The following is a 12,904-nucleotide window of genomic DNA, read 5'->3' as shown; positions in this document are numbered from 1 at the left end:
TGGCCGCGGGGTCCCGGACCCGGTGGCCCGGGACCTGCGTCACCTGGGGAAAAAGGCCCTTCGGCAGGGGTGGGCGGGCCTTTCGTCCGTGTGTGCTGCCCCACATCCCGGGCCATGCTGGCTGCAAGGCGAACCGCAAACGCAACGGGGTTTCGAGAGGGGACGGGACGATGTCGGCAGTACGGGAAGCAGGCGTGCGGGGCAACGGTACGGACACGGAGCTGCCGCGGATCACGGATCCGCAGACCGTGGCCCCCAAGGACGCCCGCCGGATCTCCCGGCTGTACTTCGACCGGCTCCAGGAGCTGGAGGAGGGCACGCACGAGTACCAGTACGCGCGCAACACCCTCATCGAGATGAACCTGTCGCTGGTCAGGTTCGTCGCGCGCCGCTTCCGCAGCCGTGGCAACGGCGAGGTGGAGGACATCATGCAGGTCGGCACGATCGGCCTGATCAAGGCGATCGACCGGTTCGACCTGAGTCGCGAGGTGGAGTTCACCTCCTTCGCCGTCCCGTACATCACCGGTGAGATCAAGCGCTTCTTCCGGGACACGACATGGGCGGTGCACGTGCCGCGCCGGCTCCAGGAGCTGCGTACGGAACTGGCCAAGGCCAAGGAGCAGTTGGCCACCGCCCTGGACCGCGACCCCACCGTCGCCGAGCTCGCCGACCACCTCGACCTCCCCGAGGCGGAGGTCATCGACGGGCTGGTCGCGGCGAACGGCTACACCGCGGGCTCGCTGGACCTGCCCTCCGACACCGGTGAGGCACAGGGCAACAAGGCGGCGCTCTCCTACGCCGACCTCCTCGGCTCCGACGACCCGGGCATGGAACTCGTCGAGGACCTGCACACCCTGGCCCCGCTCCTCGCCTCTCTCTCCGAACGGGACAGGCACATCCTGTCCCTGCGCTTCGGCCAGGACCTCACCCAGACCAGGATCGCCGAGGTCCTCGGCATCTCGCAGATGCAGGTCTCCCGGGTCCTGACCCGCATCCTCGCCCGGCTCCGCAACGGCATGCTCACGGACTGAGCCGACGGACCGGTTCACGGACCCGGGAACGCGGTACGCGCCGGCACACCGGCAGGCGGCGGTACGGTCGGGAGCACGCCTCGCTTCTGCGGGGGCCGCGAAGGACCGGGAAGGACACGACCGTGACCGAAGCACCCCTGCGCGTCAACGCCCTTGTCGTCGACGCCGCCGACCCCGAGCTGCTCGCCGCGTTCTGGTCCGAACTGCTCGGCAGGCCGGTCGTGAGCCGTACCGGACCCTATGTGTGGCTGCGGCGCGAGAACGGCATCACCCTGGGCTTCCAGAAGACCCCCGAGGCCAAGTCGGTCAAGAACCGTATGCACGTCGATGTCTCCGCCCGGGACCCGGAGGCCGAGCAGCAGCGCGTGGAGGCCCTGGGCGGACGCCGGTTGGAGGAGTACGCGGACAGCGGGTTCCTGGTGATGGCCGACCCCGAGGGCAACGAGTTCTGCATCATCCCCGAAGATCGTCCCGTCGGCCTCGACGACGAGGGGCGTGCGCACTACCTCCGCCGGACCTGACGCGGGGCGCGGGGACCGGCCCCGGCAGCAGCACCGGGGCCGCCCGGCTCCCCACCTCAGGCGGTCGTCCGGTCCGGGTCGTCCCGGTCCGTCGCCACGCGTAGCCAGCGGTAGCCGTAGGGCTCCAGGTCGACCCGCACGCGCTTGTCGGCGGAGGTGCCGAGCGTGGCCGCGGTGAAGATGTCCGTCAGTTCGCCGTCCTCGCCGAGGCCCGGCACGGACAGGGTTGCCGAGGCCGCCTCGCCGGAGAAGTTGTGCACCGCCAGCACCGCGCCCTCCGGCAGCGAGCCGAGATGGGCCAGGACGGCCGGGCTCCCGCTGTCCAGCAGCTCGAAGTCGCCCCAGGCCAGCTCCGGCGACTCCCGGTAGCGCTCGACGAGCAGCCGCATGTGGGAGAGGAAGGAGTCCGGGTCGCGGGACTGGTCGTGGACGTTGACCTTGTCCGGGGCGAACGCACCGTCCGCGACCGGGTTGGGGAAGGTGGCCGGGTCGGCGGTGGAGAAGCCGCCGAGCTTGTCCGACGTCCACTGCATCGGCGTACGCACGGCCTGGCGGCCCTCCGCGGCCAGGTTCTCACCCATGCCGATCTCCTCGCCGTAGAACAGCACGGGGGTGCCCGGCAGGGTGAACAGGAGGCTGTAGACGAGTTCGAGACGGCGCCGGTCGCCGTCCACCATCGGCGGCAGCCGCCGGCGCAGACCGCGGTCGTAGAGCTGCATCTCCTTCTCCGGGCCGAACGCGGCGAAGACCTCCGCGCGTTCGGCGTCGGAGAGCTTGTCGAGGGTGAGCTCGTCGTGATTGCGCACGAAGGTCGCCCAGTGCGCGTCCCGGGGGGCGGCCGGCCGCTCGCGCAGACTGCGGGCCAGCGGGGCCGCCTCGCCCCGCGCCAGCGAGAGGTACATCTGCTGCATGCCGATGAAGTCGAAGCACATGGTGAGCTCGTCGCCCCGGCCGGAGCTGGGCTCGCCGAAGAAGAGCGCCGTGTCCTCGTACGGCAGGTTCACCTCGCCGAGCAGTACCGCCTCCCCGCTGCGCCGGCCCAGAAAGGCCCGCAGATCGGCCAAGTACTCGTGCGGGTCCGGCAGCTGTCCGGCGTCCTGCTGCCCGTCGGTCTCCAGCAGGAACGGCACCGCGTCCACCCGGAAGCCGGACAGGCCCAGCTGGGTCCAGAAGCCCATGATCCGGGCTATCTCGTCGCGGACGCGGGGGTTGGCGATGTTCAGGTCCGGCTGCTGCTTGTAGAAGCGGTGCAGGTAGTACTGGCCGGTCGGCTCGTCGTACTCCCACACGCTGTCCTCGGCGTCGGGGAAGACGACACCCTCGGGGCCGTCCTTCGGCGGCTCGTCCGCCCACACGTACCAGTCGCGGTGGTCGGAGTCCCGCGAGGAACGGGAGTCCTGGAACCAGGGGTGGTGCTCCGAGGTGTGGTTGACCACCAGGTCCGCGATGACGCGGATGCCCCGGTCGCGTGCGGTACGGACGAACTCCGTGAAGTCGCCGAGGGTGCCCAGGCGCGGATCGACGCCGTAGAAGTCGGTGATGTCGTAGCCGTCGTCGCGTTCGCGGGTCGGGTAGAAGGGCATCAGCCACACGCAGGTGACGCCCAGCCGCACCAGGTGGTCGATGCGCTGGGTGAGACCGGCGAAGTCACCGGTGCCGTCGCCGTTGCCGTCCTGGTACGTCTCCACGTCCAGGCAGTACACGACGGCGTTCTTCCACCACAGGTCGGACGTACGGGTGAGCCTCATCGGGAACCGCCTGCCGTGTAGGAGGGTGCGGGGGTGACCTTGAGCTGCGGCAGCACCTCGCTGCCGAAGGCGTCCAGGAACGCGCTCTGTTCCTGGCCCACGTGGTGCACCATGACCGCGTCGAAGCCGAGGTCGGCGTACTCCTGGAGCCAGGCCGCGTGCCGGCCCAGATCGGCCGAGACGTTCACCGAACGGGCCACCTGCTCGGGCGTGACGTGCTCGCTGACCACGTCGAAGACGTCCGCCGAGTCGATGTCCCAACTCACGGGCGGCCCGTGCACGTTGGTGCGCCACTGGTCGTGGGCGAGGGCGAGCGCGGTGTCCTGGTCCGGGGCCCAGCTCACATGGACCTGGAGGTGCAGGGGTCCCGCGCCGCCCGCCGACCGGTAGGCGTCGACGATGCGGCGGAGCTGCTCGACGGGGGCGTTCACCGTGATGAGCCCGTCCGCCCACTCGGCGCACCACCGTGCGGTCGCCTCGCTGCACGCGGCCCCCACCAGCGGCGGCACGGTGTCCGGCCGGGTCCACAGCCGGGCCCGGTCCACGGTCACCAGGCCGTCGTGGCTCACCTCCTCGCCCCGCAGCAGGGCCCGGATGACGTCGACGCACTCCCGCAGCCGGGCGTTGCGCACGTCCTTGCGGGGCCACGGCGCGCCGGTGATGTGCTCGTTGGACGCCTCCCCGCTGCCCAGCGCTGCCCAGAAGCGGCCCGGATACATCGAGGCCAGGCTGCCGATCGCCTGCGCGACGATCGCCGGGTGATAGCGCTGGCCGGGGGCGTTCACCACCCCGAACGGAAGGGACTCGGTGGCCTGCAGCGCGGCTCCCAGCCACGACCACGCGAACCCCGACTCACCCTGACGTGCGCTCCAGGGCGAGAAGTGGTCCGAGCACATCGCGGCCGTGAAACCGACCTGCTCTGCCTGGACGGCCGCCGCCAACAGGACGGCGGGCGGCACCTGTTCGTGCGAGGCGTGAAACCCGTAGACGGTCATGCCCTCCCGCGTACCCCCTCGCCGGGGGATCATCGGCCGCGACGGGCCGCTCTTGCGCACGACGGGGTGACGGTCCCCGGCGGGCACCTCCACCGACAAGATCGGCGAAGGTGTTGCCGCAGGTGGGACCGTTCCGATAGGAAGCGTGCATGCTGACTGGCAGGAGGGTCGCGCTCAGGGCCCGGCACGAAGAGGACATCCCGCTGCTGCGCACCGGGCTCTACGACGACGCCGTCACGGGCTCCCGGGCGGCGGCGCGGCCGTGGACGCCGATGCCCCCGGACGCGAAGGACCCCCGGCTGCACGTGGACGGCCTGGACGTCATGAACGTCTCGTTCTCCGTCGTGGACGTGGAGAGCGACGCTCTGGTCGGCACCGCGACCCTGTGGGGCATCGACGCACACCACCGGGGCGGGCACGTCGGCCTGGGAATCCTCCCGTCCGCACGCGGCAAGGGCTACGGCACGGACGTGGTGGCCGTGCTGTGCCACTACGGCTTCGTCGTGCGCGGCCTGCGGCGCCTCCAGATCGAGACGCTCGCCGACAACACGGCGATGCTGCGCGCCGCCGAGCGGAACGGGTTCACCCGCGAGGGCGTGCTGCGCTCCTCCGCGTGGGTGCTGGGCGAGTTCCTGGACGAAGTCGTCCTCGGGCTCCTCGCACCGGAATGGCAGGCCCGGCAGCGCGCCACGGCCTGACCGGCAGCCGGTCGGGGCCCGGCCTGTACGGAGCCGGGGTCCGACCCGCCGAGCATCGCGGCTAACCATCCAGCCAGTGGCGGCGGCCCAGGCCGACCAGGCGCAGTTGGCGGCGGGCGAGCTCGGCGGTGGACTGCTCGCCGTCGGGACCGGCAGCGAGGAAGGCCGACGCGGTCATCACCATGTGGTCGACGTAGATCCCCGCCAGCATCAGCAGGTCCTCGCGCGGCCAGCCCGCCGAGTCCGGGAGTGCGCCGAGCGCGTCGGCCACCTCCTCGGCGAACAGCCGCAGTTGGTCCCCGATCGCGCGGCGCACCGGCTGCACACCGCCGTGCCGCTCACGGGCCACGAACCGTACGTGCGCCGGGGCGGACCGCGTGAGGTCGGCGATCAGGCCGACGGTGAGGGCGATCCTGGCCTCGCTGTCGCCCGGGTCGGGAGCGGACAGGCCGGTGCGGAGGGCGCCGTGCAGTCCGCCCAGCGACTCCTCGACCAGGGCGACGCCGAGTTCCGCGGTGTCCTTGAAGTGCCGGTAGAAGGCGGTGGGGGCGATACCGGCGGCCCGGGTCACCTCGCGCAGGCCCAGACTGCTCAGGCTCTGGTGCTCCAGCAGGCGGAGTGCCGCGTCCATCAGGGCCTGACGGGTTCTCAACTTCTGGGCCTGCCGGACGCCGACGGCCCCCGTCGCCCCGGGTGCGGTCTCCGCGATGTGACTCATGTCATCCAGTAAACAGTCGTTCTCCGAGGAAAGGAAGCATGGGGATCTGCTTCAGTGGACAAGTGTAGTAACAACTGTTCACTCAAATCGTTCTCCTCCCGCTCTGCGAGGTGTTGAGCCAGTGATCGCACTCGTCGCCGCCCTCCTGCTCCTGGGCGTTCTGCTGGGCCCCGTCGCCCATCTGCCCCCGCCCGTCTCCCTGGTCGCCGCCGCGGTGATCGGCTGCTGGCTGCTGGTCTTCGCGGTCCGGGAACGCCGACACCGCTGAGGACCGCTCCGGGCAGCACGCCGGACCTTCGACCGGCCTACGAGAAAGGAGCACGACCATGCAGCACACCGCGCCCACCGGGACCCGCACCGCCCCCGCCGGAGGCGCCGACGCCCCGCAGGCCGGCGCCGGCCGCCCCGCCGCGGACCCCGCCCCCGGCCGCACCCGCCGCGTCGGTCTGCACGACGCGGACGGGATGGCGGTCGCCTCCTTCGTGTTCGGCGTGGTGGGACTGCTCACCATGAGCGTCGTCCTGGGCCCGGCGGCCCTCGTACTCGCCACCCTCGCCCTGCGGCGCGGCACCACCCGCCGGTACCGGGCCTGGCTCGGGATGGTCCTCGGTGTCGCCGACCTCGTGGTCCTGGTGGCCGTCGTCGACCTGAACAACGCCGTCTCCTGGAGCTTCTGAGCCCGATCCGGGACGCACCCGGTGCATTGGCGCGCCCCGGACCCGCCAGCCGTCGACCGGCGTCGCGGCGGTGTTGGTGCGGGTCACATCGGCGACGAAGCCGCCCGGCCAGGACTGGGCCGCGCAACGCACCTGGCAGGCTCCGGGCGTCGGCGTACTCCACTCGGGGATCGCCGCCGGGGCGAGGAAGGAAAGCACGTCGTTGCCGCCGTTGTTGCCGGACCACACCTCCCAGGTGCGACCGCCGACAGTGGCGGTCCCGGCCGGCGACCCGATGGGCTGGACCGGGCCGACCCGGTGGAACCAGATCATGATCTCGGTCCGGTTCACCCCGTCCTTCTTGGGCGTGGGGTCGAGCCGGATGTCGTACGAGGCGCCGGTACGTTCGGACAAGAGGCACGGCGGGACAAGTCGCTTGCGAGCCAAGGGAGTTGTCGGAATTGTGCGGGCGGCTCAGCGCGACGGCCGAGGCCGGCGGCGGGGTGCGGCGGCGGGATCTCGCCGCCCGGCTCGCAGAAAGCCCCCGCCGCCCGCGCACCCGATCCCCTCGCACCTCACCCGAAGCGCAGGACGCGCGGTGCGAAGGTGCCCTCGGGGCCGGCGGCGCGGCCCACGGACCACACCGTCGCGGCGCCCGGCACCGGGGCCAGCGTCAGCACCGAGGAGGCGCCCTCCCCGGCCACGGCCGGCTCGTCGTACGGGGTGAACGCGAAGCCGTCCCAGGCGAGGAACGCGGGCCCGGGGACCAGCGGGGGCCGGCCGCCGGGCGACCCCCACTTCTGCGAGCGGGCCACCGCGACCCAGCCCAGCCCGCCGGAAGCGCTGGGTGCCAGCGAGGTGATGCCGCCGAAGTCGGTGGGCACGGCCACCCGGGTCCACTCCGTGCCGTTCCAGCGCATCAGCAGCGGCGGAATCGGCCGGCCCACCGGTCCGCCGATGAACCCGGCCGAGCCGCCCGCCCACACCTCGGTCGGGGAGACCGCGAGTACCGTGCCGACCCCCGACCGGGGAAAGCCGTTCACGACCGTCTGCTGCCACGCCTGCCCGTCCCAGTGCGACACGGTCGCGCCCGCTCCGGAGGAGCCCGCGGCCCAGACGTCGTCGGCCGCCAAAAGGTGCAGTCCGTACACCGAGCCGGGCGGCACCGGCAGGTCCCGCCAGGTGCGCCCGTCCCGGCGCAGCAGTGCCTGCGCGCCGTCCCGGGAGCCGATCAGCCAGGTTTCACCGCCGCCCGCGACGACCTTGGTCACGGCGACGCCGCGCGGCGCCCGGTCCTCCCGCCACCCGGAGGCGTCGAGGCGGAGCAACCGGGTGCCGCCCGCCGTGTCGCGGCCGACCGCCCAGGCCTCGGACGCCGAGGTGGCGGCCACCGACAGCAGTTCGCCCTGCCAGGCGGCGCCGGGAAGGCTCTGGCGCTGCCAGGCGGTGCCGTTCCACCGCAGCAGCAGCGGGAAGCCCGGCGCCGTGCGGCCGACGGCGTCCGTGCCCACCGCCCACGCCCGCTCGGGTCCGGTCGCCGCGGCCTCGTTCAGCCCGGCCTGCGGGCGCACCTGTGCGGGCACCGGGACGTGCTGCCAGGTCAGAGGGTCCGCCGCGGCGACGGGAACGAGGGTCATGGCGACCGCGAGGGCCGCGACGAGAAGTCTCCGTGCCATGGTCAGCCTCCCAGTCGTTCGCTCATCAGGTTCGGTTTGGAGCCGTAGATCTCGACGGTCCCGAAGGACAGCAGTGTGGAGCCGGCCGACGCCAGCGCACGCGGCTGGACCTCGATCGCGTGCGTGCGCCGGGGTCCGTAGGAGAAGCCGGTGCGCGAGCCGTCCACCCGGGCGTACCTGGACTGGAACGCGCGGTCGCTGCGCACCGGCAGCCACAGCGCGCCGTCCGGGCCGCGCACCATGTCCTCGGCGGAGGCGTTGTCCAGGGGCGGGTAAGTGGTGCGCCAGGTACGCCCGTTGCCGGTCGTCAGGTACGTGCGGTTCACGCCGTCGGCGTACTGGCTGCCGCCGATGGTGACCCGGCCGGACGGTTCGGGAAGGACTGTGTACACGTTGCTGTCAGGCGGCAGCGGCACCTGCGCGTCCCGCCACGTCGTACCGTCCCAGCGCAGTACGGCTGCCCCCGCGGCGGTGTCCGCCCACGCCCACGCGTCGGTGGCACTGCGGGCGGTGATCCCCCGCAGGGACAGCACGCCGTCGGGGGCCCTCTGCGCGGTCCAGCGGGAACCGTCGTAGTGCAGCACCTTCAGCCCGCTGTCGTCCTCGCCGACCACCCACGCGGCGCCCGGCACCGCGGTGAAGTCCTGGTAGTACCAGAGGGTCTGCGGCAGCGGCACGACGGTCCACCCATCCGCCGACCGGCGCAGGATCTCGCCCGCTCCGTCGCGGTGGTGGAAGACCCACGTCTCGTCGCCGACGAACTGCACCTTGCCGAGCCGGCCCGGTTGCCCGGCCCCGGGGAAGGTGGCGTCCCGGCTCCAGGTGGCGCCGTCCCACCGGTGAAGCACCGGCCGCGGGCCGTCCGGTCCGGACTCCGAGCCGGTCGCCCACGCCTCGCGGGGCCCGCGGGCGGCGAGGTCGGCCACGTACACGGCCGGGGCCGCCGCCGGCACCGGCAGGGCCGACCAGCGGGGCGGCGCGGCCGCGGCGACCGTCCCGGCGCCGGCGGGCGACATGACCGCGGTGCAGGAGAGCACGAGGCAGGCGACGAACGTACGGAGACCGTGCACGAGACCCCCAGGAGTGCGAAGGGCGCACACGCTACTGACGCCGCACACCCCTGAACAGACGACATCCGGCCGATCGCGGGCCACTGCCTGGACGCATCGGCCCGGCCAACTCCCCTGCCGAATCAGCGAGTTGATGGTCCCGTCGGGCGGGTGGCGGCCCGGACGGCGTACCCTCCCGGCGCGCCGCGCGCACTCCCTGCGGCGAACCCCCTGCGCCGCGCCCGGAGGCGGGGCCGATGATGAGAGTCATGAACCGCACCCGCCTCACCCGTACCACGGGCCTGCTCCTCGCCGCCGCCCTCCTGCCGGTCCTCACCGCGTGCAGCACGCTCACCGGCGTCATCTCGCCCGCCGAGGCGCGCGACGACGCCGACGGCAGGGCCGCAGGGCCGGTCGACTGCGCCGAGGCAAAGTGCGTGGTGCTGACCTTCGACGGCGGTCCCAGCGCCCCGACGCCGAAACTGCTGGACGTCCTGAAGCGCGAGAAGGTACCCGCGACCTTCTTCCTCCAGGGGAAGGGCCACACCGACACCTATCCGCAGACCGTGACCCGGATGGCGAAGGAGGGGCACGAGGTCGCGAACCACACCTTGACGCACAAGAACCTCACCGAACTCACGCCGGACGAGATCCGCGCGGAGGTCGAGCCGGTGCAGAAGGACATCGAGGCCGCCACCGGCAAGGTCCCCAACCTCCTGCGCCCGCCGGGCGGCGCCACCAACGACGACGTCTCCGACGTACTCAGGGAACTCGGCCTCGCCCAGGCCCTGTGGAGCGTCACGGCCAAGGACTTCCAGACCACCGACAGCGCCCTGATCAAGCAGCGTGTTCTCGACCAGACCGAACGCGACGGGATCATCCTGCTCCACGAGCGGTACGCCGGCACGATTCCGGCGGTCCCCGGGATCATCTCCGAACTCCGGGCGAAGGGATACACGTTCGTCACGTTCTCCCAGCTGATGTCCCCGGCCGTGCCCCGGCCCGGCGAGGTCTACCGGCCCTGACCCGGCGGTCGTCCCGGAGGGCCCGTTCCGGGTGTACGGGACGGCGCGGTCGGCCTCGTGCCCGTGCCGTCCGCAGACGTGCGGCGGGGCGCCGCGGGGCGGGCGCGGTAGGTTGGTGCGGCGGCTGCCGCCCGATGCGGTGCGACGCGTGCCCCGGGTGCGTTCTCGCGGCCGGCCGGGCCCGGTGTCCGGTGCGCCCTCCGCGCGTGACGACCAGGCACCAGAGCAACGGAGACGCCCCAGGTGAACACGCATCCGCCGGCTTCCGGCCGGCCGGCCGGAGCTCCGCCTGCCCCGGATGCCGACGGCCGCCCCCCGGCCGTGGGACTCGCCGGGGCGCTCGCCGCCGCGGAGGCCGCACCTCCGGTGGAATCGCTCGACGTCGTCGCCCGCATGCTGCGCCAACGCCTCGACGCGACCGAGGTCACCTTCCTCATCATGGACTTCACCGGCACCTCCGTGGTGCGTCTTGGCGTCGCCGGCGACGTCGACACCGACGAACCGGTCCGGCGCATCGCCCTGCGCGGCACCCTGTACGACGAGGTGATCCGGACCCAGCGGCCCGCCACCGCGCGGAGGGAGGGCGCGAGCGGGGTGCGGGTCGTCGCTCCGGTCACCAATCGCGGGGACGCCATCGGTCTGCTGGAACTCTTCCTCTCCGCGGAGCCCGACGACAGCGCGATGCGGGAGATCGGCGAGACCGCCCACGCACTGGCCTACATCGTCATCGCGAACCGGTCGTACACCGACGTGTACCAGTGGGGCCGCCGCACCCGGCCGCTGAGCCTGGCCGCGGAGATCCAGCACCGGCTGCTGCCCTCCTCCCTCGCCTGCGAGGCCGCCCAGTTCACGGTCGCCGGGGCGCTGGAGCCCGCCGACCACGTCGGAGGGGACACCTTCGACTACGTGATCGACCGCGACACCGTGCAGCTGTCCGTCACCGACGCGATGGGTCACGACGTCGACGCCGCGCTGCTCGCCACGCTGGCCGTGGGCGCGCTGCGCGGGGCCCGGCGGGCCGGCGAGGGCCTGGCCGAACAGGCCCGGCAGGCCGACCTGGCCCTGGTCGACCACGGCCGTCAGGGATACGTCACCGGTCAGCTCCTGCGCATCGGACTGCACGACGGAAACGTCGAGTTCATCAACGCGGGCCACCCCTGGCCGCTGCGGCTGCGGGACGGAAAGGTCGAGCAGCTGGAGGTGGCGATCGACATGCCGTTCGGTTTCCGCTTCCCGCACTCCTACCAGGTGCAGCGGCTGGACCTGCGGGACGGCGACCGGCTGTTCATGTTCACCGACGGCATGCTGGAGCACAGCGCGGGTGACCTGGACCTGGAGGACCTGATCGTACGTACCGGCGGCCTGCACCCGCGCGAGGCCGCCCGCACGGTGATCGCGAAGGTCGTCGCCGCGCACGACGGGCACCTGGAGGACGACGCGACCATCATGTGCCTGGACTGGCACGGCGTCGGGCACTCCCGGCGCAACGCCGCCACCGGTGCGGACCTCACCGGAGCGTCCCCGCGGGGGACGGCGGAGGACTGACCTCAGCCGGCCGCGCAGCCCCCGGCGAGCGCCACGGGGTCCGCGCCGTCCAGGGTGGCGGTCAGGGTGTTGAGCCGGGTGCGCAGGTCGGCGACCTCGGCCAGGGTGAGCCCGGTGGACGCGGCGATGGCACGCGGCACGGCCAGTGCCTGCGCCCGGAGCGCGGCACCCTGCGCGGTGGGCCGGACGGTGACCGAGCGCTCGTCGTCGGGGCTGCGGCGGCGCTCCACGTGGCCCGCCGACTCCAGGCGCTTGAGCAGCGGGGAGAGGGTGCCCGAGTCCAGTCGCAGCCGTTCGCCGATCCTCTTGACGGGCAGTTCGCCGTCCTCCCAGAGCACCAGCATCACCAGGTACTGCGGGTAGGTGAGACCCAGGTCCTTCAGAGCCGTGCGGTAGACGCCGTTCAGGGCGCGCGTCGCGGCGTGCAGCGAGAAGCAGATCTGGTGGTCGAGGCGCAGGAAGTCCTCGTCCCGGACGTCCTGCGGATGCCGTGCGTCCCGTACCTCGCGTGCGTCCTCCGCGTCTCCCTGGGCTGTTCCGGCCGCCGTCTTCTCCGCCTTTTCCTTCGCCATGGAGGCAGCGTACCGCGCGTGATTAAGTTGTGCGCAATTGAATTGTGTGCTCTAGTTGTGGTCATACGTTCCACCGACCGACGACCGAAGAGAGATGGACCCCATGGACGCGCTGTACACCGCTGTCGCCACCGCCAACGGCCGCGAGGGCCGTGCCGTCAGCTCCGACGGTCAGATCGACCTGCCGCTCGGCTTCCCTGTCGCCCTCGGCGGCAACGGCCGCGGCACCAACCCCGAGCAGCTCTTCGCCGCCGGTTACGCCGCCTGCTTCGCCAGCGCGATGGGCTCCGTGGCCCGGCAGGAAAAGCTCGACGTCTCGGACGTCTCGGTGACCGCCGAGGTCAGCATCGGCAAGGACACCGACGGCGGCTTCGGGCTCTCCGTGATCATGCGGGCCGAACTGCCGGAGCACCTGGAGGGCGAAGTGGGCCGGACGCTCCTGGAGAAGACCCACGCGTACTGCCCCTACTCCAAGGCCACCCGCGGCAACATCCCCGTCGAGCTCGTCATCGAATAGGCACAGCGGCCACTTCGGCCCCCTGCCGCGACGCGCGCGGTCGGGCGCCCCCCCCCGGGGGGGGCCCCCCCGCGCCCCGTAGGGGGGGGGGCCCGCCCCCCGCCCGGGGCCCCCCCCGGGCCTCCCGGTGCCGGGGGTTGGCCCCCGCCCCCC

At 72.7% G+C, this 12,904-nt stretch carries 14 protein-coding genes and 1 pseudogene; 8 read left to right on the top strand and 7 right to left on the bottom strand.

Features of this window, described 5'->3' with window-relative positions; genetic code table 11:
- Window positions 1-170 precede the first annotated feature (170 nt).
- Complete coding sequence (locus HNQ79_RS28265) at window positions 171-1,031, top strand: SigB/SigF/SigG family RNA polymerase sigma factor (protein WP_185035727.1); 861 nt, start codon at window positions 171-173, stop codon at window positions 1,029-1,031.
- A 122-nt stretch (window positions 1,032-1,153) separates the two neighbouring features.
- A complete protein-coding gene (locus tag HNQ79_RS28260; RefSeq protein WP_185035726.1) occupies window positions 1,154-1,552 on the top strand; it encodes a VOC family protein in 399 nt (132 codons plus the stop codon).
- 56 nt (window positions 1,553-1,608) lie between these two features.
- Here the strand turns inward: HNQ79_RS28260 and HNQ79_RS28255 are convergent, their stop codons facing one another.
- Window positions 1,609-3,300, bottom strand: coding sequence for an alpha-amylase family protein (locus HNQ79_RS28255; protein WP_185035725.1), 1,692 nt, complete (start codon window positions 3,298-3,300; stop codon window positions 1,609-1,611).
- Entirely contained in the window at window positions 3,297-4,295 is a 999-nt protein-coding gene (locus HNQ79_RS28250) for a TIGR03885 family FMN-dependent LLM class oxidoreductase (RefSeq protein WP_185035724.1), read from the bottom strand. The genes HNQ79_RS28255 and HNQ79_RS28250 overlap by 4 nt, the downstream gene beginning before the upstream one ends.
- Window positions 4,296-4,444: 149 nt before the next feature.
- Between HNQ79_RS28250 and HNQ79_RS28245 the strand changes: the two genes are divergently transcribed.
- Window positions 4,445-4,993, top strand: a complete 549-nt coding sequence (locus HNQ79_RS28245) for a GNAT family N-acetyltransferase (RefSeq protein ID WP_185035723.1) — start codon at window positions 4,445-4,447, stop codon at window positions 4,991-4,993.
- A 61-nt stretch (window positions 4,994-5,054) separates the two neighbouring features.
- Here the strand turns inward: HNQ79_RS28245 and HNQ79_RS28240 are convergent, their stop codons facing one another.
- On the bottom strand, window positions 5,055-5,711 hold the full coding sequence (locus tag HNQ79_RS28240; protein WP_185035722.1) for a TetR family transcriptional regulator: 657 nt from the start codon (window positions 5,709-5,711) through the stop codon (window positions 5,055-5,057).
- A 121-nt stretch (window positions 5,712-5,832) separates the two neighbouring features.
- Here HNQ79_RS28240 and HNQ79_RS28235 point away from each other — a divergent pair, with 121 nt between their 5' ends.
- A complete protein-coding gene (locus HNQ79_RS28235) occupies window positions 5,833-5,979 on the top strand; it encodes a hypothetical protein (protein ID WP_185035721.1) in 147 nt (48 codons plus the stop codon).
- A 196-nt stretch (window positions 5,980-6,175) separates the two neighbouring features.
- Window positions 6,176-6,388 carry a DUF4190 domain-containing protein gene (locus HNQ79_RS34855; protein ID WP_185035778.1) on the top strand — a complete coding sequence of 71 codons (213 nt, stop codon included), beginning with the start codon at window positions 6,176-6,178 and terminating at the stop codon, window positions 6,386-6,388.
- Window positions 6,389-6,427: 39 nt separating this feature from the next.
- Here HNQ79_RS34855 and HNQ79_RS34965 read toward each other — a convergent pair.
- The 3 genes and pseudogenes from HNQ79_RS34965 to HNQ79_RS28215 form a co-directional block, all read right to left on the bottom strand.
- Window positions 6,428-6,763 (bottom strand): annotated as a pseudogene (locus HNQ79_RS34965) (glycoside hydrolase family 12 protein); the annotation flags it as partial.
- Window positions 6,764-6,942: 179 nt separating this feature from the next.
- Window positions 6,943-8,043 (bottom strand): hypothetical protein, encoded by a 1,101-nt coding sequence (locus HNQ79_RS28220; RefSeq protein ID WP_185035720.1) that lies wholly within the window; start codon window positions 8,041-8,043, stop codon window positions 6,943-6,945.
- A gap of 2 nt (window positions 8,044-8,045) precedes the next feature.
- Entirely contained in the window at window positions 8,046-9,113 is a 1,068-nt protein-coding gene (locus tag HNQ79_RS28215; protein ID WP_185035719.1) for a hypothetical protein, read from the bottom strand.
- Between the two features lie 248 nt (window positions 9,114-9,361).
- Between HNQ79_RS28215 and HNQ79_RS28210 the strand changes: the two genes are divergently transcribed.
- Window positions 9,362-10,117 carry a polysaccharide deacetylase family protein gene (locus tag HNQ79_RS28210; protein ID WP_229923459.1) on the top strand — a complete coding sequence of 252 codons (756 nt, stop codon included), beginning with the start codon at window positions 9,362-9,364 and terminating at the stop codon, window positions 10,115-10,117.
- Between the two features lie 321 nt (window positions 10,118-10,438).
- Window positions 10,439-11,662: a PP2C family protein-serine/threonine phosphatase gene (locus HNQ79_RS28205; RefSeq protein WP_185035777.1), complete on the top strand. Its 1,224-nt coding sequence runs from the start codon at window positions 10,439-10,441 to the stop codon at window positions 11,660-11,662.
- A gap of 2 nt (window positions 11,663-11,664) precedes the next feature.
- On the opposite strand, the gene HNQ79_RS28200 is transcribed toward HNQ79_RS28205, so the two are convergent.
- On the bottom strand, window positions 11,665-12,234 hold the full coding sequence (locus HNQ79_RS28200) for a MarR family winged helix-turn-helix transcriptional regulator (RefSeq protein ID WP_185035717.1): 570 nt from the start codon (window positions 12,232-12,234) through the stop codon (window positions 11,665-11,667).
- A gap of 103 nt (window positions 12,235-12,337) precedes the next feature.
- On the opposite strand from HNQ79_RS28200, the gene HNQ79_RS28195 reads away from it, so the two are divergent.
- The gene (locus tag HNQ79_RS28195) at window positions 12,338-12,751 is read left to right on the top strand and encodes an organic hydroperoxide resistance protein (protein ID WP_185035776.1); all 414 of its coding nucleotides are present in this window, start codon (window positions 12,338-12,340) and stop codon (window positions 12,749-12,751) included.
- Window positions 12,752-12,904: the final 153 nt, after the last annotated feature.

The sequence above is a fragment of the Streptomyces candidus genome (assembly GCF_014207445.1).
Classification (GTDB): domain Bacteria; phylum Actinomycetota; class Actinomycetes; order Streptomycetales; family Streptomycetaceae; genus Streptomyces; species Streptomyces candidus.
This window is presented reverse-complemented; position numbering and strand designations above follow the sequence as displayed.

Bases quoted from the DNA above. Each gene is read 5' to 3' on its own strand.
- HNQ79_RS28195 (WP_185035776.1), top strand. From the start codon at position 12,338: ATGGACGCGCTGTACACCGCTGTCGCCACCGCCAACGGCCGCGAGGGC.
- HNQ79_RS28250 (WP_185035724.1), bottom strand. From the start codon at position 4,295: ATGACCGTCTACGGGTTTCACGCCTCGCACGAACAGGTGCCGCCCGCC.
- HNQ79_RS28220 (WP_185035720.1), bottom strand. From the start codon at position 8,043: ATGGCACGGAGACTTCTCGTCGCGGCCCTCGCGGTCGCCATGACCCTC.
- HNQ79_RS28200 (WP_185035717.1), bottom strand. From the start codon at position 12,234: ATGGCGAAGGAAAAGGCGGAGAAGACGGCGGCCGGAACAGCCCAGGGA.
- HNQ79_RS28265 (WP_185035727.1), top strand. From the start codon at position 171: ATGTCGGCAGTACGGGAAGCAGGCGTGCGGGGCAACGGTACGGACACG.
- HNQ79_RS28210 (WP_229923459.1), top strand. From the start codon at position 9,362: ATGAACCGCACCCGCCTCACCCGTACCACGGGCCTGCTCCTCGCCGCC.
- HNQ79_RS28255 (WP_185035725.1), bottom strand. From the start codon at position 3,300: ATGAGGCTCACCCGTACGTCCGACCTGTGGTGGAAGAACGCCGTCGTG.
- HNQ79_RS28240 (WP_185035722.1), bottom strand. From the start codon at position 5,711: ATGAGTCACATCGCGGAGACCGCACCCGGGGCGACGGGGGCCGTCGGC.
- HNQ79_RS28245 (WP_185035723.1), top strand. From the start codon at position 4,445: ATGCTGACTGGCAGGAGGGTCGCGCTCAGGGCCCGGCACGAAGAGGAC.
- HNQ79_RS34855 (WP_185035778.1), top strand. From the start codon at position 6,176: ATGGCGGTCGCCTCCTTCGTGTTCGGCGTGGTGGGACTGCTCACCATG.